Source organism: Bradyrhizobium sp. ma5 (genome assembly GCF_042258955.1).
In the GTDB taxonomy this organism is placed as follows: domain Bacteria; phylum Pseudomonadota; class Alphaproteobacteria; order Rhizobiales; family Xanthobacteraceae; genus Bradyrhizobium.
Window position 1 is genome coordinate 147,516 of record NZ_CP170156.1, and the last position, 18,295, is coordinate 165,810.

Here is an 18,295-nt window from a genome sequence, read left to right on the forward strand (position 1 = left end):
CGCCAGCCGCGGCTGTGTCGGATCAGATCTGGCGCTCGACCATCTTGAACTTGAGCTCGGCGATCGCCTCCGAGGGATTGAGGCCCTTCGGGCACGCCTTGGCGCAGTTCATGATGGTGTGGCAGCGATAGAGGCGGAACGGATCCTCGAGATTGTCGAGCCGCTCGCCGGTCGCTTCATCGCGGGAATCGGTGACCCAGCGCGTCGCCTGCAGCAGCGCGGCGGGGCCGAGGAAGCGCTCGCTGTTCCACCAGTAGCTCGGGCACGAGGTCGAGCAGCAGGCGCACAGGATGCACTCGTAGAGGCCGTCGAGCTTCTCGCGGTCCTCGTGGCTCTGCCTCCACTCCTTCTGCGGGGTCGGCGTGGTGGTCTTCAGCCACGGCTCGATCGAGGCATACTGGGCGTAGAAGTTGGTGAGGTCGGGCACGAGGTCCTTCACCACCGGCTGGTGCGGCAGCGGATTGACCTTCACCGCGCCGCCGGCGCCGACGTCGTGCATCGACTTGGTGCAGGCCAGCGTGTTCTGGCCGTCGATGTTCATCGCGCAGGAGCCGCAGACGCCTTCGCGGCAGGAGCGGCGGAAGGTCAGCGTCGGATCGATGTGGTTCTTGATCCAGATGAGGCCGTCCAGCACCATCGGACCGCAATCATGGGTGTCGACGTAATAGGTGTCGACGCTCGGATTCTTGCCGTCGTCCGGGTTCCAGCGATAGACCCGAAATTCACGCGTTTCGGTGGCGCCGGCCGGCTTCGGCCAGGTCTTGCCGCCGGAAATCTTCGAATTCTTCGGAAGTGCGAATTCAACCATGCTTGCTCGCCTTCGTTCTCAGTAGACCCGCGCCTTCGGCGGGATGTACTGCACATCATTGGTCATCGTGTAGTCGTGGACGGGACGATAATCGATCGCGGTCTTGCCGGCCGGATCGATCCAGGTCAGCGTATGCTTCATCCAGTTCTTGTCGTCGCGGGCCGAGAAGTCTTCGCGCGCATGCGCGCCGCGGCTTTCGGTGCGGTTCGCCGCCGAATCCATCGTCACGATCGCCTGCACGATCAGATTGTCGAATTCCAGCGTCTCGATCAGGTCGGAATTCCACACCAGCGAGCGGTCCGACACCGAGATGTCGCCGACGCCGCCATAGACCTTGTGGATCAGGTTCTGGCCTTCATGCAGCACGTCGCCGGTGCGGAACACCGCGCAATTGTTCTGCATCACATGCTGCATGCTGTCGCGCAGCTTCGCGGTCGGCGTGCCGCCGGAGGCGTGGCGGAAGTGATCGAGCCGGCCGAGCGCGAGGTCGGACGAATCCTTCGGCAGCTCCGGCTGCTTGGCGTTCGCCGTCAGCTTGTCGGCAAGGCGCAGCGCGGCGGCGCGGCCGAACACCACGAGGTCGATCAGCGAGTTGGAGCCGAGGCGGTTGGCGCCATGCACCGAGACACAGGCGGCTTCGCCGATCGCCATCAGGCCCGGCACCACCGAATTGTCGTCGCCGTTGCGCTTGGTCAGCACCTCGGCGTGATAGTTGGTGGCGATGCCGCCCATGTTGTAGTGCACGGTCGGCACGATCGGGATCGGCTCGCGGGTGACGTCGACATTGGCGAAGATCTTCGCCGATTCGGAGATGCCCGGCAGCCGCTCATGCAGCACCTTCGGATCGAGGTGATCGAGGTGCAGGAAGATGTGATCCTTCTTCTTGCCGACGCCGCGGCCTTCGCGGATCTCGATCGTCATCGCGCGCGAGACGACGTCGCGCGAGGCGAGATCCTTGGCCGACGGCGCATAGCGCTCCATGAAGCGCTCGCCTTCTGAGTTGACGAGATAGCCGCCTTCGCCGCGGGCGCCTTCGGTGACGAGACAGCCCGAGCCGTAGATGCCGGTCGGATGGAACTGGACGAACTCCATGTCCTGCAGCGGCAGGCCCGCGCGCAGCACCATGCCGCCGCCGTCGCCGGTGCAGGTGTGTGCCGAGGTGCAGGACGCATAGGCGCGGCCATAGCCGCCGGTCGCCAGGATCGTGGTCTGGGCGCGGAAGCGATGCAGCGTGCCGTCGTCGAGCTTGAGCGCGATCACGCCGCGGCAGACGCCCTGGTCGTCCATGATCAGGTCGATGGCGAAGAACTCGATGAAGAATTCGGCCGAGTGGCGCAGCGACTGGCCATACATCGTGTGCAGCATGGCGTGGCCGGTGCGGTCGGCGGCGGCGCAGGTGCGCTGCGCCTGGCCCTTGCCGTAGTCCAGGGTCATGCCGCCGAACGGACGCTGATAGATCTTGCCGTCCTCGGTGCGCGAGAACGGCACGCCCCAATGCTCGAGTTCGTAGACCGCGTCGGGCGCGTTGCGCACCATGTACTCGATCGCGTCCTGGTCGCCGAGCCAGTCCGACCCCTTCACGGTGTCGTACATGTGCCAGCGCCAGTCGTCGGGATGCATGTTGCCGAGCGAGGCCGAGATGCCGCCCTGCGCCGCAACGGTGTGCGAGCGGGTCGGGAACACCTTGGTGATGCAGGCGGTGCGCAGGCCGGCTTCCGAGCAGCCGACCACGGCGCGCAGGCCCGCGCCGCCGGCGCCGACCACGACGACGTCGTAGGTGTGGTCCTGGATCGGATAGGCCTTGCCATTGGTGGCCGGACCACTGCCGTTGGTGGCCTTGCCGTTTCCTTCACCGGCCATGGGTTATACTCCCGACGACAATTTGAGGATTGCGTAGATCGAGGCCAATGCGACCGCGACGCAGAAGAAGTTGTTCGCCATCACGCAGGCGATCTTCAGCTTCTCGTTATGGATGTAGTCTTCGAACACGACCTGCATGCCGATCTTCATGTGCCAGGTGCTGGCAACGATGAAGAGCAGCAGGATGATGGCGATCGGGATCGAGCCGAGCATCTGCGCCGCGCCGGCATGATTGCGGCCGATCAGCATGATCACCACGACGATCACGGGAACGATCAGCAGCGTCATCGCAACCGCGGTGAGGCGCTGGCGCCAGAAATCGCTCGTGCCGGTATGTGCCGAGCCGAGGCCGCGGACGCGTTCAAGCGGCGTGCGCATCGAAGAGCGGCCGCTCATCGTCCACCTCCAACCGCATAGGCAATGATCCAGACCAGCACGGTCAGCGCGATGCCGGCGACCAATGCGCCCCAGGTCAGCGCTTCGCGCTCATTGGCCTTGAAGCCGTAGCCGAGGTCCCAGACGAAATGCCGGATGCCGCTGCACAGATGGTGCATCAGCGCCCATGTGTAGCCGAACACGATCAGCTTGCCGATCGCACTGCCTGTGAAGGCCTGGACATTGGCATAGGCGGTCGGGCCGGAGGCGGCGGCGATCAGCCACCAGGCGAGCAGCAGGGTGCCGAAATAGAGTGCCACACCTGTGGCGCGGTGGACGATGGACAGCGCCATCGTCAGCGTCCACCGGTAGGTCTGCAAATGGGGTGAAAGCGGTCGTTCGATCCTGGCGGTCATCGGCGGGCTTTATGGTGTGAGGGACCGCGGCCGGCCCATCGGGGAACGCGGTAGAGGAGTTCTATTTACGGAGTCGGATCAGCCCGCGCAACGGCCAAATAGCCTTCGGTCGAACCGAAGTTCATTGTTAGAGTTGCCGAATTCTGGTTGATCCGCAGTGTGGTATACCAGATGCAAGGTCGAGTGAACCAAGAACTGAATCTAAATCCGTAGGATCGGCCGGCGCGTTTAGCAGCCCACGGACGGGATCCGGAAGGCGTCGATTTTGCCCCATTGTTCCACCAGAAAATCGACGAATGCCCTGATCTTAGGCGATGCGAGGCGTGACGGCTGAAGCATCAGATGCAGCGGCGTCGGAGCCGGCTCATGATCGATCAGCAGCCGCTGCAGGCGACCGTCCGCAAGATCGGTCTGCACCTGCCACGACGGCACGCGGACGATGCCCGCGCCTTCCCGCGCTGCAGCGACCAGCGCCTCGAGGCTATTCATCCAGAGCCGACCGGATATGCGGAATTTGCGACCCGTCTTGGTGCCGTCGGCGAAGCGCCACTCCGCGCTCCCAGGCGAATCAGAAAACACCAGGCAGTCATGCGCCGAAAGTTCGCCCGGCGTCCGCGGCTCACCGCGCTTGGCCAAATAGTCCGGTGAAGCGCACACGATCATCTGCAGATCGGTGAGCTTGCGCGCGATGAGCTGCGAATCCCGCAGGCGCCCGATGCGAATAGCCAGATGGATATCCTCCTCAACCATATCGACGGCGCGGTCGATCAACAGCAAGTCGACGGAGAGTGCCGGATAGCGGCGCAGAAATTCCACCAGCAACGGCGCGATGACGAGCCGCCCGATCAGGCTCGGCGAGCTGACGCGGATCCGGCCCGATGGTTGATGCGGATCGCGTGCCAGCGCCGCCTCGATTTCCCTGACCTCGCCAAGAACGGATTTCGCACGCTCGTAGAAGATGCGGCCGTCATCGGTTAGCGCGAGCTGACGGGTGGTGCGCAGCAGCAGGCGGGTGCCGAAACGCTCCTCAAGCGCGCTGATCTGGCGGCTGACCGAGGTCAGCGAGCTCGGCAGCGACCGCGCCGCCGCCGAGAGGCTGCCGGTCTCGACCGCGCGGACAAAGGCCGCCATCGCCGCAAGCTGGTCCAAGCCCGATCCTTCCGCATTTTGCAAGAGAGCCCGCTCAACTGCATGGATACTCCCGAATCCCAAAAGGGGCTATTGCTCTCCGCGAATAGTCTCAAGACGGCGCCAATGCCTGCGTGCGGCGCCAACCACCGTGCGAAGGACATGATGGCCGGCCTCGATCCCAAGGAATTGCTCGAGCTTGCGCTGCTGCTGATCGCTGTCGGCGCGCTGTCCGGCTTTCTCGCCGGCCTGTTCGGCATCGGCGGCGGCGCGATCCTGGTGCCGGTATTCTACGAATGCTTTCGTCTCGCCGGCGTGCCGCTCGAGGTGCGGATGCCGCTGTGCATCGGCACCTCGCTCGCGATCATCATCCCGACCTCGCTGAGCTCGTTCCGTGCCCACTATCGCCGCGGCGCGGTCGACATGGAGATCCTGAAGCGTTGGTGGCTCCCGATCGTGATCGGCGTTGCCGCCGGCAGCGTCACCGCGCGCTTCGCGCCTGAGCGGCTGTTCAAGATCGTGTTCGTCGTGGTGGCGTGGTCGGCGGCGGCGCGGCTGCTGTTGGCGCGCGAAAGCTGGAAGTTCGGCGACGACGTGCCGAAAGGTTTTCTGATGCGCGTCTATGGCTTCTTCGTCGGCCTGCTGTCGACGCTGATGGGGATCGGCGGCGGCCTGTTCGCCAATTTGCTGATGACCTTCTACGGCCGGCCGATCCATCAGGCCGTCGCGACGTCGTCCGCCCTCGCAGTGCTGATCTCGATCCCCGGCGCGCTCGGCTATGTCTATGCCGGCTGGCCCGCCGCCGCGCGCTTTCCCGACGTCGCCGCGCTGCAACTGCCGTTCGCGCTCGGCTATGTCTCGCTGATCGGCGCGCTGCTGGTGATGCCAACCACGCTGGTCACCGCGCCGCTCGGCGTCAAGGTCGCCCACGCGCTGTCGAAGCGCGCGCTGGAGGTGGCGTTCGGGGCCTACCTCTTCATCGTCGGCGGACGGTTCGTGATCAGTCTGTTGGGCGGGCATTAGCCGGGAAGGCTACGACAGCTGGCCTGCAGGCGGGACCTTCAATCGGATCATGCTATTGCCCCAGTACCGCAGGTCGCCCTGGCTCTCAAAGTGGCCAGCACTTGCCAATGCCTGAATCCGTGCAGCGATCGTTTCGCTGTTGATCACCAGCCCGATGTCCGTGCAATTCAAAAAGGCCTGACCCACGATCAGCATCATCTTCCGCCATCTTGGCTCCATGACAGAGAAGATGATCTGGTCGAGTTTGCTGACCGATACGGACAGGTTTGGCGAAACTTCATCCCAAGTGATCTTGCTGCTGATCCGTGGGCGTTTGGGGCGCGGCTCCAGCTCTGGATGCTCGGCATAAATGTCGTACAGTTTCCCGTATACGATTGCGACGGCCTTGGTCAGATGCCCCAGCAAGGCGTCGCACTCGGTCTTGTCGATTCCCTTCGTGGCCATGACCGTACGCTCGAGTGCTCGGCCCACGTTCTGGAGATGCTTCTTTAGTTCGACCGCCCGCTCTCGATCCATCCAAAGGCCCCGTGACTATGCTTTGCGAATATCCTTCGGGCTACGAAACTAGTCCTTCAATCGGACTTCGCTGCGACCCCATACTCGAAGATCGCCGACGCCTTCTATACGATCGGAATCTGAAAGTGCCCGCAGTCGAGCGAGATTACCTCGTGACTGATGGGCAAGCCGAGTTCCTCGCAGCGCTTTCCGGCATTGGTCAGAAGAACCGTCGTCTTTTGCCATCGCGATTTCAGGAGCGAGAGGATGATTTCGTCCAGTTGGCCTTCGGTCACCGATGACGGAAGGCTCACATCGCTCCACGTAAGCTCGCTGCAGATCTCGGGCGGCAACTGGTCAACGTCCGTCGGCATCAGCTCGGGATATTGTTCCCAAATCTGCAACAGCAGCTTGTCCTGCAAGTCGAAGACGATTTCGCGAAGCAGGCCGTCGAATTTGAGCCGCTCGACCTTGGCTAGACCTGCGATGGCTAATCTTGCCTTGTCCATCGCTTCCCAAGCATCGAGCAAGTGATCGTTGATCCGGTCCGCCTGCTCCCGCTTCATGGTCGTTTTGCCTCAACCCTTCGCGTAGATATCCTTGTACGTATCGCGCAAAATATTCTTCTGCACCTTGCCCATCGCATTGCGCGGCAGTTCGTCGACGACAAACACGCGCTTGGGCATCTTGAATTTGGCCAGCCGCCCGTCGAGTGCCTTCAGCACCGAGGCCTCGCTGATGTCGGCGCCCTTGCTGCAGACGAGGACGGCGGTGACACCTTCGCCGAAATCGGCATGCGGCACGCCGATCACGGCGGATTCGATCACGCCGGGCATGGCGTCGATCTCGCTCTCGATCTCTTTCGGGTAGACGTTGAAGCCGCCGGAGATCACCAGATCTTTGCCGCGGCCGAGGATGTGGACATAACCCTTGCCGTCGATCTTGCCGAGATCGCCGGTGATGAAGAAGCCGTCGTCGCGGAATTCGGCCTTGGTCTTCTCCGGCATCCGCCAGTAACCCCTAAACACGTTCGGGCCCTTGACCTCGATCATGCCGATGGTCTCGCGCGCAAGCTCCTTGCCGTTCTCGGGATCGGTGACCCGCACCGAGACGCCGGGCAGCGCGAAGCCGACCGCGCCGGGCACGCGGTCGCCGTCATAGGGGTTGCTCGTGTTCATGTTGGTTTCGGTCATGCCGTAGCGTTCGAGCACGGCATGTCCGGTCCGCGCCGACCATTCGCGATGGGTGTCGGCGAGCAACGGCGCGGAGCCCGAGATGAACAGCCGCATGTGCTTGGTGGCGTCCTTGTTGAGGCCGGGGTTCTGCAACAGGCGGGTGTAGAAGGTCGGCACGCCCATCATCACGGTGGCGCGGGCCATCAGCTTCAGGATCGCGTCCGGATCGAACTTCGGCAGGAAGATCATCGAGGCGCGCGAGAACAGCGTCACGTTGCTCGCCACGAACAGGCCGTGGGTGTGATAGATCGGCAGCGCGTGGATCAGCACGTCCTTGTCGGTGAAGCGCCAGTAGTCGACCAGCGAATAGGAGTTCGACGCCAGATTGTCGTGCGACAGCATCGCGCCCTTGGAGCGGCCGGTGGTGCCCGAGGTGTAGAGGATCGCGGCGAGGTCGTCATTGCCGCGCGGCACGGTAGCAAATTCCTTCGGCGCCATGTCGGCCGCCTCGGTCAGCGAGCCCTTGCCACTGGGATCAAGCGTCTCGACCTTGGCGCCCACCTTGGCGGCGATCGGCTTGATGCCCTCCAGCTTGGAGGGATCGCAGACCACCAGCGACGGCTCGGCGTCCGTGATGAAGTATTCGAGCTCGTTCAGCGTATAGGCGGTGTTGAGCGGCAGATAGACGCCGCCGGCGCGCACGGTGGCGAGATAGAGCACGAGGGCCGCGACCGACTTCTCGGTCTGTGCCGCGACGCGGTCGCCCGGCTTGACGCCGCGCTCCACCAGCACGTTCGCCATCTGGCCCGCGCGTGCGATCAAATCGCCGTAGGAGATGCGGCTGCCGTCGAGCTGCTCGATCGCGAGCCGATTGGGGTCGTCGAGGCCGTCGAACAGGCGGGAAAACAGGTTGGCGTTGGTGGTCGTGTTCATGCAACATCCCCTGAGGGGCGAAAGCGCCGGTAAGAGTCCGGTTGGATTAGCAAAAACGCCCTTCGGAAAGCAACGGAGACAGTTTGCATGACAAATAATGGGAAACGCGTGGCCTGGGTCACCGGCGGCGGCACCGGAATCGGTGAATCCGGGGCGGAATTCCTGGCTGCGGACGGCTGGACGGTGGTGATCTCCGGCCGCCGCAAGGAAGAGCTCGACCGCGTGGTGGCCAATATCACGAAGAAGGGCGGCAAGGCCGAGGCGATCCCGCTCGATGTCAGCAACAAGGCCGACGTCAACAAGGCCGCCGAGACGATCGTCGGCAAGCACGGCCGCATCGACCTCCTGGTCAACAGCGCCGGCATCAATGTGCCGAAGCGCAGCTGGGCCGACATGGAACTGGAAGGCTGGGACAAGCTGGTCGAGGTCAACCTCAACGGCGTGCTCTATTGCATGCGCGCGGTACTGCCGACGATGCGCAAGCAGCAGGACGGCTGCATCATCAACGTCGCCTCCTGGGCGGGCCGTCACGTCTCGAAGATGCCGGGCCCGGCCTACACCACGACCAAGCACGCGGTGCTGGCGCTGACCCATTCCTTCAACATGGACGAATGCGTCAACGGCCTGCGCGCCTGCTGCCTGTCGCCGGGCGAGGTCGCAACCCCGATCCTGAAGCAGCGACCGGTGGTGCCGAGCGAAGCCGAGCAGGCCAAAATGCTGCAGCCCGAGGATTGCGGCCGCACCATCGCTTTCGTCGCCAGCATGCCGGCGCGGGTCTGCATGAACGAGATCCTGATCAGCCCGACGCATAATCGCGGATTTATTCAGACCCCGGCGAACCGGGATTAGGCCGCGGGTCCTTCCGCGCTTACAAAAACGTAGGGTGGGTTAGCGAAGCGTAACCCACCCTTCGCGCAACGACGGGAGAAGTGGTGGGTTACGCCTTCGCCTAACCCACCCTACGAATATCACTCGCTGATCTCGTTCAGCTCCTTGCCGGAATGCTCCGGCACGAACAGGTACACGCCGATTGCCATCGCGATCATCAGCACGGGGATGCAGAGGAACGACAGCGCGAACGAGCCGGTGTGCTGCTGGAGCGCGATCGAGACGAAGGGGAACAGCACGAAGCCGACGAAATAGGCGATCGCCCAGACCACGCCGTTGGCGGCGCCGCGGATCCGGGTCGGGAAGATTTCCGCCGTCAGCGTCGTGCTCGGGCCCCAGAAGCCGAGGAAGCCGAGACACCAGAGCAGCCCGAAGGTCCACAGCAACGCGCGGTCCTCGGAATAGACCCAGAGCGTCATGAAGATCGCGCCCTCGATCAAGGTGATAATGAAGGTGCGGCGGCGGCCGATCTTGTCGATCAGCCAGCCGACCAGGCACAGGCCAACGAAGCCGCACAGGCCGTAGAACACGTAGAACAGGCTGTATTCGGCGGTCGACCAATGCTTTTCGGTCGAGAGATAGAGCGGCATCCAGGCGCCGACCGTGCCGTAGATGCAGGTCGAGGCGCAGGCCACGAACAGCGCGACCAATGTCGAAGGCAGCACATCGGGCAAGAACACCTGGCGGATGCCGACCGACTTGGCCTTGCCGAACCAGGCGCTGTCCTCGCTGTTGACGGTGCCGCCGCGCGCCAGCGTCTCGGAGATGCGCCGCTTGCGATCCTGCGACCGCACCCAATAGGGCGATTCCGGGCAGGTGGAGCGGATATAGATCGCGAGCAGCGCGATCACGCCGGGCACCATGACGGCGATGCGCCAGCCGAAATTGGCAGCCACGAGCCCGGTGATCGCGCCGGCGAGCGTGGCGCCGATGCACCAGGCCGAGCGGGTGATGCTGATGACGCGGCCGCGCAGCCGGGCCGGCCAGGTCTCCGCCACCAGCATCGAGCCGAGCGACCATTCGCCGTTCAGTGCAAAGAACAACAGCGAGCGCGCGATCACGAACACCGTGAAGGTCGGCGACAGCGCCGCGACCGGCATCAAGAGCGAGAACAGCGCGATGTTGACCGCAAGCAGCGTGCGGCGGCCGTAGCGGTCGGCGAGCCACGGCCAGAAATAGAGGCCGGCGATGCCGACGAACAGCGCGATCTGCATGCCGGAGCGGTATTCCGGCAAGCTCAGCTGGAATTCCTTGATCACCATCGGCGAGATCAGCGCGAAGATCACGCCGTCCATGCCGTCGAAGCCCCAGCCGAGCGCATTGGCGGTGGCGATGTGCCAATGGGTTTTCGTGAGCTCGGTGCTGCCGGCGACGGCGCGGTAGTTGGCGTATTGCAGGTGCTTCTGCTCGAGCGGGCCGACATCGCTGCCGGTATCGGTGACCGCAGGCGCGGCGCGCCCATCCGCCGTAATGCTGCTCATGATTGGCATCCCCACGACTGCCCGCGGCGAAGCTGCACCGCAATCTCAGGCTGAACCAATCGCACCATGGCAGCAAGCGAATTGCTCGCGGCGGCGCACCCGTCCATTCCGTTGAATGGAATGCGAGGCGCGACATGTACGGAGCGCGCACCAACCGGTTTCAGGAATCACAAAGAGTTATTTCCGGAAACCGGCCAGGAAACCTCCCGTAGCTCAGGCCAACGACGACGCACACAATCAACACGCGCCGTTGTTGCCCCTTCATCGCCGGCAGAGACCGAGCCGGCCGAATTACCCATCGGGAGACGAAACATGTCGAAGCGTATTGCCTATCTTGCCGCCGCTGCCTTCAGCGCGCTCGCGATCACTGCCACCGTCGTGGCGCCGGTCCGCGCCGAGGAAAAGACCGTGATGGTCGGCGGCGCCGCGATGTTCCCGTCCAAGAACATCATCCAGAATGCCGTCAATTCGAAGGATCACACCACCCTGGTCGCCGCGGTGAAGGCCGCCGGCCTGGTCGACACGCTGGAAGGCAAGGGCCCGTTCACGGTGTTCGCGCCGACCAACGCCGCGTTCGGCAAGCTGCCGGCCGGAACCGTCGACAATCTGGTCAAGCCCGAGAACAAGGCGACGCTGACCAAGATCCTCACCTACCATGTGGTGCCCGGCAAGCTCGAAGCCTCCGATCTCACCGACGGCAAGAAGCTGAAGACCGCCGAGGGCGAGGAACTGACCGTCAAGAAGCAGGACGGCAAGGTCTGGATCGTCGATGCCAAGGGCGGCACCTCGATGGTGACGATCTCCAACGTCAACCAGTCGAACGGCGTCATCCATGTGGTCGACACCGTGCTGATGCCGGCGACCTAACGCCCGGCGGCCCGATTTAGTCCCTGAACGCCTTACGAAATAGCGAGCCGGAGCCTCGCCCCGGCTCGCATTTTTGTGACCAGATGAAGTGGCGTATGTCGAACTGATGATGCGCGACCCCGTAACGGAACGCCGGTTCCCGGCGTATAAGCCGGTAACGACCACAAGCAGAGACATTCCATGACGAGCCTTGCCGTCAGCGACCACCAGGCAGAGACCGCGGCGCCCGCGAAGGTGATCCAGCCGGTCTGGGTGCGGATGGTGCACTGGATCAACGCGTTCGCGATGCTCCTGATGATCATGTCCGGCTGGCAGATCTACAACGCCTCGCCGCTGTTTGGCTTCACCTTCTCGCGGAACATCACGCTCGGTGGCTGGCTCGGCGGGGCGCTGCTCTGGCACTTCGCCGCGATGTGGCTGTTGATGGTCAACGGCCTGATCTATCTGGCGCTCGGCTTCGCCACCGGCCGCTTCCGCAAGAAGCTGCTGCCGATCACCCCTGGCGGCGTGATTGCCGATACCAAGGCGGCGCTGACCTTCAAGCTCTCGCACGACGATCTCAGCAAGTACAATTCGGTGCAGAAGCTGCTCTACACCGGCATCATCACCGTCGGCGTCGTCATCGTGCTGTCCGGCCTGTCGATGTGGAAGCCGGTGCAGTTGCATTGGCTGGTCTCGCTGTTCGGCGGCTACGACATCGCCCGTTATGTCCACTTCACCTGCATGGCGCTGATCGTCGCCTTCCTGGTGATCCATGTCGCGCTCGCGCTGTTGGTGCCAAAGAGCCTGCGCGCCATGATCATCGGGCGCTGAGGGAGGGTGTGATGGGTCGTCTCAGAAAACTCCTGATCCCCGGTGTCGACAAGAAGCTGCTCGTCCGCGATGCAGTGAAGACGATGCCAGAACTGACGCGCCGCCGTTTCATCACCGCCGGCACCAGCCTCGGGGCGCTGACGCTGCTGACGGGCTGCGACGTGGTCGATTCGTCGTCGGCGGAGGAATTGCTGAAGAAGGTCTCGAAGTTCAACGACGCGGTGCAGGCCTGGATGTTCAATCCGGATGCGCTGGCGCCGACCTTCCCGGAGAGCATGATCACCAAGCCGTTTCCGTTCAATGCCTATTACGATCTCGACGATGCGCCTGACATCGCAGGCGCGGACTGGAAGCTCGAGGTACGCGGGCTGGTCGAGAACAAGAAGTCGTGGACGCTCGACGAATTGTACAAGCTGCCGCAGGTCAAGCAGGTGACGCGCCACATCTGCGTCGAAGGCTGGAGCGCGATCGGCAGCTGGACCGGCACGCCCTTGCGCGATTTCCTCAAGCTCGTCGGCGCCGACACGCGTGCCAAATATGTCTGGTTCCAGTGCGCCGACAAGGACGGGTACAATTCACCCTTGGACATGCGCACCGCGCTGCATCCGCAGACCCAGATGACCTTCAAATTCGGCGACGCGATCCTGCCGCGCGCCTACGGCTTCCCGATGAAGATAAGGGTGCCGACCAAGCTCGGCTTCAAGAACCCGAAATACGTGCTCTCGATGGAAGTCACCAACGACTACAAGGGCGGCTATTGGGAAGACCAGGGCTACAACTCGTTCAGCGGAAGTTGACTCATTGTCGTCCCGGCGAAGGCCGGGACCCATACTCCGCGGCCGAAGTAATGGGCAAGCGGGGAGAGGCTTCCCTCCATAACGATCATTGATGGTTATGGGTCCCGGCCTTCGCCGGGACGACGGAGGATTACGGCCCGACCTTCCTCTGAAACGCCGACAGCACGGCCCCCAACGCCAGCATCGCGGCCGAGACATTCAGCGCAAATGACAGGCTGCCGACCGCGTCGGTGATCGCGCCGACGACGATCGGCCCGAGCGTCTGGCCGATGCCGAAGGCGATGGTCATCGCTGCAATCGCGGTCGGCCAGGCTTCCGGCGGGTAGTTGAGACGCACGAAGGCGGTGGTCGAGCCGACCACGGCGAAGAACGCGACGCCGAACACCAGCGCCGAGATCGCGAGCAGCAGCGGCGAATGCCCGAAGATCGGGAGAGCCGCGCCAAGTGCATTGACGCCGAGGATGATGGTGGTGGCGAGCCCGCCGCGGTCGAGCGCCAAAACCCGTCGCCAGACCCATGGCGTCACGAATGCACTGACGCCGATCAGGCTCCAGAACGCGCTCTGTGCACCCGCGCCGCCGCCGCCGTCGCGGACATAGGCGATCATGAAGGTCATGTAGGCGATGTAGCCGGCGCCGAACAGGAAATAGGCGGCGAGGTAGATCAGGACCGGCATCACAGCGAATTTGGTCCGCACGATGCCGCCGGCGGCAGTATTGGCGTGCAAGGGCGCCAGCAGCAACGGCACCGTCATGATCGCGGAGAGCAGGGTCATCGCCCACCACACGATCCACCATGAGCCGGCGCCGAAACCCTGGAGCACGAACGGCGCGATCAGGCCGGATGCCAGGATGCCGACACCCGGTCCGGCATAGAACAGGCTGAGCAGGAAGTTGGCGCGCTCCGGCCGTGATTGCGCGATCGTTGCTGCGAGCGCGCCGCCGCCGACGAAGCCGATCGCGGCGGCGAATCCGACCAGCAGGCGGGCAAAGCTCAGCACGGCGAAATTGCCGGAGAGGGCGCACAGCGCCAGCGACAGCGCGCAAGCCACCGTCGACCAGCGCACCGATGCGGCGAGCCCGAAGCGCTGGATCAGGCGCGAGGCGAACAGCGCCCCGACCAGGTAGCCGGCAGCATTGATCGTGTTCATGAAGCCAGCGGCCGAATAGGACCAGGCCAGCGAGTCGCGCATGTCGGGCAGCACCAGCGAATAGGCGAAACGGCCGATGCCGAGACCGACCGTCGGTGCGAGCGACAAAATAAGGATCAGCCGCGCGGGATGCGGGTAGGATGGGGAGGGGGCTCTCACAATTCACTCCGGCAACACGGCCATTGTGGCAGGCCGCGCCGGTCCTGCCCAGCGCCACGGGCAGCAACACTGTCTTGCGTATCGGGCAATCAGGCGATCAGGACCAGCGCAACGCCGATCACGGTCAGCAGGGTTCCGGCGACGATCCGCGCGGTGATCTCGACATGCTTGAGCATGACAGCGCTCATCGTCACGGTCACCAGCGGGTAGATCGCTGCGAGCGGCGCCACCAGCGTGATCGGGCCGTTGCGGACCGCGGCGAACAGGCTGAGCGCGCTGAGCCCGTTGCTGATCCCGGTCAATGAAAACCAGAACCGGCCGTCACGCGGCGCGTGCACCATGAAGCTGCCCTTGCGGACGCGTTGCACCGTCAGCACCACCAGCGAGGACATGATGTAGCCAACCAGGCAGGCCCACAGCGGGCTCGGCCAGATCGCCAGCCCGAGCTTGGCAATCGGCGGCACGATGCCGCGCACCAGCGCGCTGGCAAGCGGCAGCAGCAGGGCCCAGCTTCGCCAATGACCGAGGTCGCGGGGCCGGGTCACGGTAATGATCGCGGCACCGGCCACCGCGACGACGAGGCCGATCAGCTGTTGCGGCGCGAGCGGCTCGTGCAGCAGCACCACGGCGGCGGCGACCGCAAGCAGCGGCGCCAGATTGCCCAATGTCGAGGTGATCACAGGTCCTAGCGCCCGGTTCGAGGCGAAGGTCAGGAGCGTCAGCGAGGCCGGGAAGAACAGGCCGATCGCCATGAAGATCGGCAGGCCGCGCCAGACCACCGGCTCGCCATGCAGGATCAGCGGCGACAGCACCAGGAACAGCAGGGTAAAGGACGGCACGCTGATCGCGGCGCCCGACAGCGGCTCGACGGTGCGCAGGCCAAGCTGCGCCAGCACGACGCCGGCGCCGAGGAAAATGGCCGAGGCGAAGGCGTAGATAATGGCTGCGGTCATGAGGTCCGTCTTGTTGGCTTCTTTTGGGGCGCGGTTGGCTCTTTGCGGGTCATTTTGGCCCTGTCCGGGGTGCCTTGCCAATCGGTGCGGGGCGTTTTAGCACTCGCGCGGAATGATGGCGGGCATGCCCGATTGAGCGAGGTAACGACCATGGCGACCCATAAACTGCTGCTTCTCCCCGGCGACGGCATCGGCCCCGAAGTGATGGCCGAGGTACAGCGCCTGATCGACTGGCTGAATGCGCAGGGCATCGCGAAATTCGAGACCGAGCAGGGCCTGGTCGGCGGCTCGGCCTATGACGCACACAAGGTGTCGATCTCCGAAGGCGACATGGCCAAGGCCACCGCGGCCGACGCCGTCATCTTCGGTGCGGTCGGCGGTCCCAAGTGGGACTCGGTTCCCTACGAGGTGCGTCCCGAGGCCGGCCTGCTGCGGCTGCGCAAGGATCTCGAGCTGTTCGCCAACCTGCGTCCGGCGGTGTGCTATCCGGCGCTGGCCGATGCCTCGAGCCTCAAGCGCGAGGTGGTCGAGGGCCTCGACATCATGATCGTGCGCGAGCTCACCGGCGGCGTCTATTTCGGCGAGCCGAAGACCATCACCGATATCGGCAACGGCCAGAAGCGCGCTGTCGACACCCAGGTCTACGACACCTTCGAGATCGAGCGAATCGGCCGCGTCGCCTTCGAGCTGGCGCGCAAGCGCAAGAACAAGGTGACGTCGATGGAAAAGCGCAACGTCATGAAGTCGGGCGTGCTCTGGAACGAGGTCATGACCCAGGTCCATGCGCGCGAATACAAGGACGTCACGCTCGAGCATCAGCTCGCCGATTCCGGCGGCATGAACCTCGTCAAGACACCGAAGCAGTTCGACGTCATCGTGACCGACAATCTGTTCGGCGACATGCTGTCCGACATCGCGGCGATGCTCACCGGGTCGCTCGGCCTGCTGCCGTCGGCGTCGCTCGGCAAGGAGGACGCCAAGACCAAGGAGCGCAAGGCATTGTATGAGCCGGTGCACGGCTCGGCGCCGGATATCGCCGGCCGGGGCCTCGCCAATCCGATCGCGATGATCGCCTCGTTCGGCATGGCGCTGCGCTATTCCTTCGGCATGGGCGATCTCGCCGACAAGGTCGATGCCGCGATCGCGGCGGTGCTCGCCAGCGGATTGCGCACCGCCGACATCAAGTCGGCAGGCACCACGTCCGTCAGCACGGCGCAGATGGGCGAGGCGATCTTGAGCGAATTGCAGAAGCTGCACGCGTAAAAGTCGCGACAACAACAACGACGTCGTCCCGGCGAAGGCCGGGACCCATACGCCGCGGCTTCTCAATCTGAAGCGACTGGCGGACGAGCGTCATAACCAACGGCGGTGGTTATGGGTCCCGGCCTTCGCCGGGACGACACAGGATGTTGGATGTCATTAGGATGGGCAAAGCGAATGCGTGCTCGCCTTACGCTCTGAGCCAAAACAAAAATGCCCGGCCGAAGCCGGGCATATTCATGTCGGCTATCAGCCGAAATTCTCAGTACAGCGGGAAATTCCGCGGATAGCCGCCGAGGTCGGCCGGCGGGCTGAGCGGCTGGCGGTCGATCGGACGGTTGTTGTTCTCGCGTGCGAACGACGGATAGCCGACGTCCGGCGGGTATGCGTAGTCGTTGAACTTGCGGTCGCCCGGCAGCACTTCGGTGCCGGCGTCGAGCCACGAGCGCGTGGTGACGTAAACGCGGGTGCGCGGACCCTGCTGATAGACCCGGTTCGGACCCTGCGCGCCGTAGTAGCGGCGGCCGTCACGGTCATACTGCTCTTGCTGCTTGCGCTTGCTCGGGGTCTGCTGCGCGCTGGCCGCGGTCATGCCAAACGCGGTTGCGGTGACGGCAGCCGCGGCAAGCAACACCACGAGCTTGTTCGCGGCAGGGAATTTCAAGGTCATCGCATCCTCGTCATTACGGCCCCCATCGGGGGCTGGCGCATCAGCCAAAATCACTCGGAACACATTGTAGCCATGGAGGGTGGGGCGTCACTAGGTCAATTGCGCCACACCATCAGAGATAATGCGTGTCCAAGCGCAAAAGTTTCATGAAAACCAGTGCCTTGCCACGGTCTCGCCACTAAAGCGCGCCGCGCAGAAGCGGGTTCTCGCTGCCCATCACCCAGTCGGCCGACAGAGCGGGCGGGCCGGAGGTAACGCAGTCGGTGCGCCGCAGCTCGGCATGCGCGAATAGCGCGGCGAGCCGCAGGTCGTTGCCCGCGGCCAGCAGGGTCAGCCGGTTCAGCATGCAGATGATCGCGGCCCGCTGGGCCGGCAGGCTGGCGCCCTGGCAGGTCCAGCCGGAGATGCGCAGATCGGGCGCGTCGGCCTGCTTGACGAAGCCGAGGCAGGTGCGGCTGCCGTCCTGACGTGCGGGGCGCAGCAGGGTGACGCTGCCGAACTTGCTGTCGACGATGCCGGCGGCCTCGAGCTCGCGGACACCCCCCGGGTCGAGCCGCCCGGCAATCTCGGTGACCGCGGGCCCCATGACCTCGCCGCCGGGGCGGTAGATTTCCAGCTCGGTGGCCGGCGCGCCATTGGCATCGGTCCAATGGAAGACGTCCTTGCGACCGCCCTCGGGATGCCGAAGGATTTCATAAGTCTCTGTTTTATCTCGCGGATCGAGCTTGCTGACGGCGAAGGCTGGTCCTAAGCGGCTACCGACGCTCCAGCCTGCGGCAGTGGGTGCCGCCATCGCCGTTGCGTCGGGCAGTTGCTTCCATAGATAGGTGCCGAGGGCGGCGAACAGCGCGAGCACGGCGACATAGGCGAACAGCCGGGAGAGCGTGGCGTAGACCTCGTCGACGAAGCTCGTCAGCGCTGACGGATTCCTCGTATGATGGGGAGCGGCCGGATCGGCCCGAAATAAACGCATCAAAACGCTCAAAAGCTACGCAACGTTGTCTTGACGGGGTTTCTCGCATAGAAGCGCTGCCTCTTCCCTTT

At 64.1% G+C, this 18,295-nt stretch carries 19 protein-coding genes; 6 read left to right on the top strand and 13 right to left on the bottom strand.

What is annotated here, in order from left to right; genetic code table 11:
* Window positions 1-22: 22 nt before the first annotated feature.
* The 5 genes from ACE103_RS00700 to ACE103_RS00720 form a co-directional block, all read right to left on the bottom strand.
* Window positions 23-808 (bottom strand): succinate dehydrogenase iron-sulfur subunit, encoded by a 786-nt coding sequence (locus ACE103_RS00700; protein ID WP_050402509.1) that lies wholly within the window; start codon window positions 806-808, stop codon window positions 23-25.
* Between the two features lie 18 nt (window positions 809-826).
* Window positions 827-2,668 carry a succinate dehydrogenase flavoprotein subunit gene (gene sdhA, locus ACE103_RS00705; protein WP_223971013.1) on the bottom strand — a complete coding sequence of 614 codons (1,842 nt, stop codon included), beginning with the start codon at window positions 2,666-2,668 and terminating at the stop codon, window positions 827-829.
* Between the two features lie 3 nt (window positions 2,669-2,671).
* A complete protein-coding gene (sdhD, locus tag ACE103_RS00710) occupies window positions 2,672-3,046 on the bottom strand; it encodes a succinate dehydrogenase, hydrophobic membrane anchor protein (RefSeq protein WP_223972489.1) in 375 nt (124 codons plus the stop codon).
* Between the two features lie 14 nt (window positions 3,047-3,060).
* Window positions 3,061-3,459, bottom strand: a complete 399-nt coding sequence (gene sdhC / locus ACE103_RS00715; RefSeq protein WP_050402512.1) for a succinate dehydrogenase, cytochrome b556 subunit — start codon at window positions 3,457-3,459, stop codon at window positions 3,061-3,063.
* A 228-nt stretch (window positions 3,460-3,687) separates the two neighbouring features.
* The gene (locus ACE103_RS00720; RefSeq protein ID WP_375777950.1) at window positions 3,688-4,608 is read right to left on the bottom strand and encodes a LysR family transcriptional regulator; all 921 of its coding nucleotides are present in this window, start codon (window positions 4,606-4,608) and stop codon (window positions 3,688-3,690) included.
* 141 nt (window positions 4,609-4,749) lie between these two features.
* Here ACE103_RS00720 and ACE103_RS00725 point away from each other — a divergent pair, with 141 nt between their 5' ends.
* Complete coding sequence (locus tag ACE103_RS00725; RefSeq protein WP_223972487.1) at window positions 4,750-5,610, top strand: sulfite exporter TauE/SafE family protein; 861 nt, start codon at window positions 4,750-4,752, stop codon at window positions 5,608-5,610.
* A gap of 9 nt (window positions 5,611-5,619) precedes the next feature.
* On the opposite strand, the gene ACE103_RS00730 is transcribed toward ACE103_RS00725, so the two are convergent.
* The 3 genes from ACE103_RS00730 to ACE103_RS00740 all read right to left on the bottom strand — a co-directional run bounded on the left by ACE103_RS00730 (window position 5,620) and on the right by ACE103_RS00740 (window position 8,213).
* Window positions 5,620-6,054, bottom strand: coding sequence for a DUF3658 domain-containing protein (locus ACE103_RS00730; protein WP_223971009.1), 435 nt, complete (start codon window positions 6,052-6,054; stop codon window positions 5,620-5,622).
* 176 nt (window positions 6,055-6,230) lie between these two features.
* Window positions 6,231-6,671, bottom strand: coding sequence for a hypothetical protein (locus tag ACE103_RS00735; RefSeq protein WP_375777951.1), 441 nt, complete (start codon window positions 6,669-6,671; stop codon window positions 6,231-6,233).
* Between the two features lie 12 nt (window positions 6,672-6,683).
* Complete coding sequence (locus tag ACE103_RS00740; RefSeq protein WP_375777952.1) at window positions 6,684-8,213, bottom strand: malonyl-CoA synthase; 1,530 nt, start codon at window positions 8,211-8,213, stop codon at window positions 6,684-6,686.
* Window positions 8,214-8,300: 87 nt separating this feature from the next.
* Between ACE103_RS00740 and ACE103_RS00745 the strand changes: the two genes are divergently transcribed.
* Entirely contained in the window at window positions 8,301-9,062 is a 762-nt protein-coding gene (locus tag ACE103_RS00745) for an SDR family oxidoreductase (protein WP_223971000.1), read from the top strand.
* A 119-nt stretch (window positions 9,063-9,181) separates the two neighbouring features.
* Here the strand turns inward: ACE103_RS00745 and ACE103_RS00750 are convergent, their stop codons facing one another.
* Window positions 9,182-10,582: an MFS transporter gene (locus tag ACE103_RS00750; RefSeq protein WP_375777953.1), complete on the bottom strand. Its 1,401-nt coding sequence runs from the start codon at window positions 10,580-10,582 to the stop codon at window positions 9,182-9,184.
* A gap of 312 nt (window positions 10,583-10,894) precedes the next feature.
* Between ACE103_RS00750 and ACE103_RS00755 the strand changes: the two genes are divergently transcribed.
* The 3 genes from ACE103_RS00755 to ACE103_RS00765 all read left to right on the top strand — a co-directional run bounded on the left by ACE103_RS00755 (window position 10,895) and on the right by ACE103_RS00765 (window position 13,059).
* Entirely contained in the window at window positions 10,895-11,449 is a 555-nt protein-coding gene (locus ACE103_RS00755) for a fasciclin domain-containing protein (protein ID WP_223977616.1), read from the top strand.
* Between the two features lie 180 nt (window positions 11,450-11,629).
* Window positions 11,630-12,262, top strand: coding sequence for a cytochrome b/b6 domain-containing protein (locus ACE103_RS00760; RefSeq protein WP_375777954.1), 633 nt, complete (start codon window positions 11,630-11,632; stop codon window positions 12,260-12,262).
* Between the two features lie 11 nt (window positions 12,263-12,273).
* Window positions 12,274-13,059, top strand: coding sequence for a molybdopterin-binding protein (locus ACE103_RS00765; RefSeq protein WP_375777955.1), 786 nt, complete (start codon window positions 12,274-12,276; stop codon window positions 13,057-13,059).
* A 130-nt stretch (window positions 13,060-13,189) separates the two neighbouring features.
* Here the strand turns inward: ACE103_RS00765 and ACE103_RS00770 are convergent, their stop codons facing one another.
* Both ACE103_RS00770 and ACE103_RS00775 read right to left on the bottom strand, forming a co-directional pair.
* The gene (locus tag ACE103_RS00770; protein ID WP_375777956.1) at window positions 13,190-14,368 is read right to left on the bottom strand and encodes a YbfB/YjiJ family MFS transporter; all 1,179 of its coding nucleotides are present in this window, start codon (window positions 14,366-14,368) and stop codon (window positions 13,190-13,192) included.
* A gap of 89 nt (window positions 14,369-14,457) precedes the next feature.
* Window positions 14,458-15,321 (bottom strand): EamA family transporter, encoded by an 864-nt coding sequence (locus tag ACE103_RS00775; protein WP_375777957.1) that lies wholly within the window; start codon window positions 15,319-15,321, stop codon window positions 14,458-14,460.
* A 150-nt stretch (window positions 15,322-15,471) separates the two neighbouring features.
* Here ACE103_RS00775 and leuB point away from each other — a divergent pair, with 150 nt between their 5' ends.
* A complete protein-coding gene (gene leuB / locus ACE103_RS00780) occupies window positions 15,472-16,584 on the top strand; it encodes a 3-isopropylmalate dehydrogenase (RefSeq protein ID WP_223977626.1) in 1,113 nt (370 codons plus the stop codon).
* Between the two features lie 259 nt (window positions 16,585-16,843).
* Here leuB and ACE103_RS00785 read toward each other — a convergent pair whose 3' ends face one another.
* A complete protein-coding gene (locus ACE103_RS00785; RefSeq protein ID WP_050402523.1) occupies window positions 16,844-17,251 on the bottom strand; it encodes a hypothetical protein in 408 nt (135 codons plus the stop codon).
* A gap of 178 nt (window positions 17,252-17,429) precedes the next feature.
* Window positions 17,430-18,224, bottom strand: a complete 795-nt coding sequence (locus ACE103_RS00790; protein WP_375777958.1) for a hypothetical protein — start codon at window positions 18,222-18,224, stop codon at window positions 17,430-17,432.
* Window positions 18,225-18,295 lie beyond the last annotated feature (71 nt).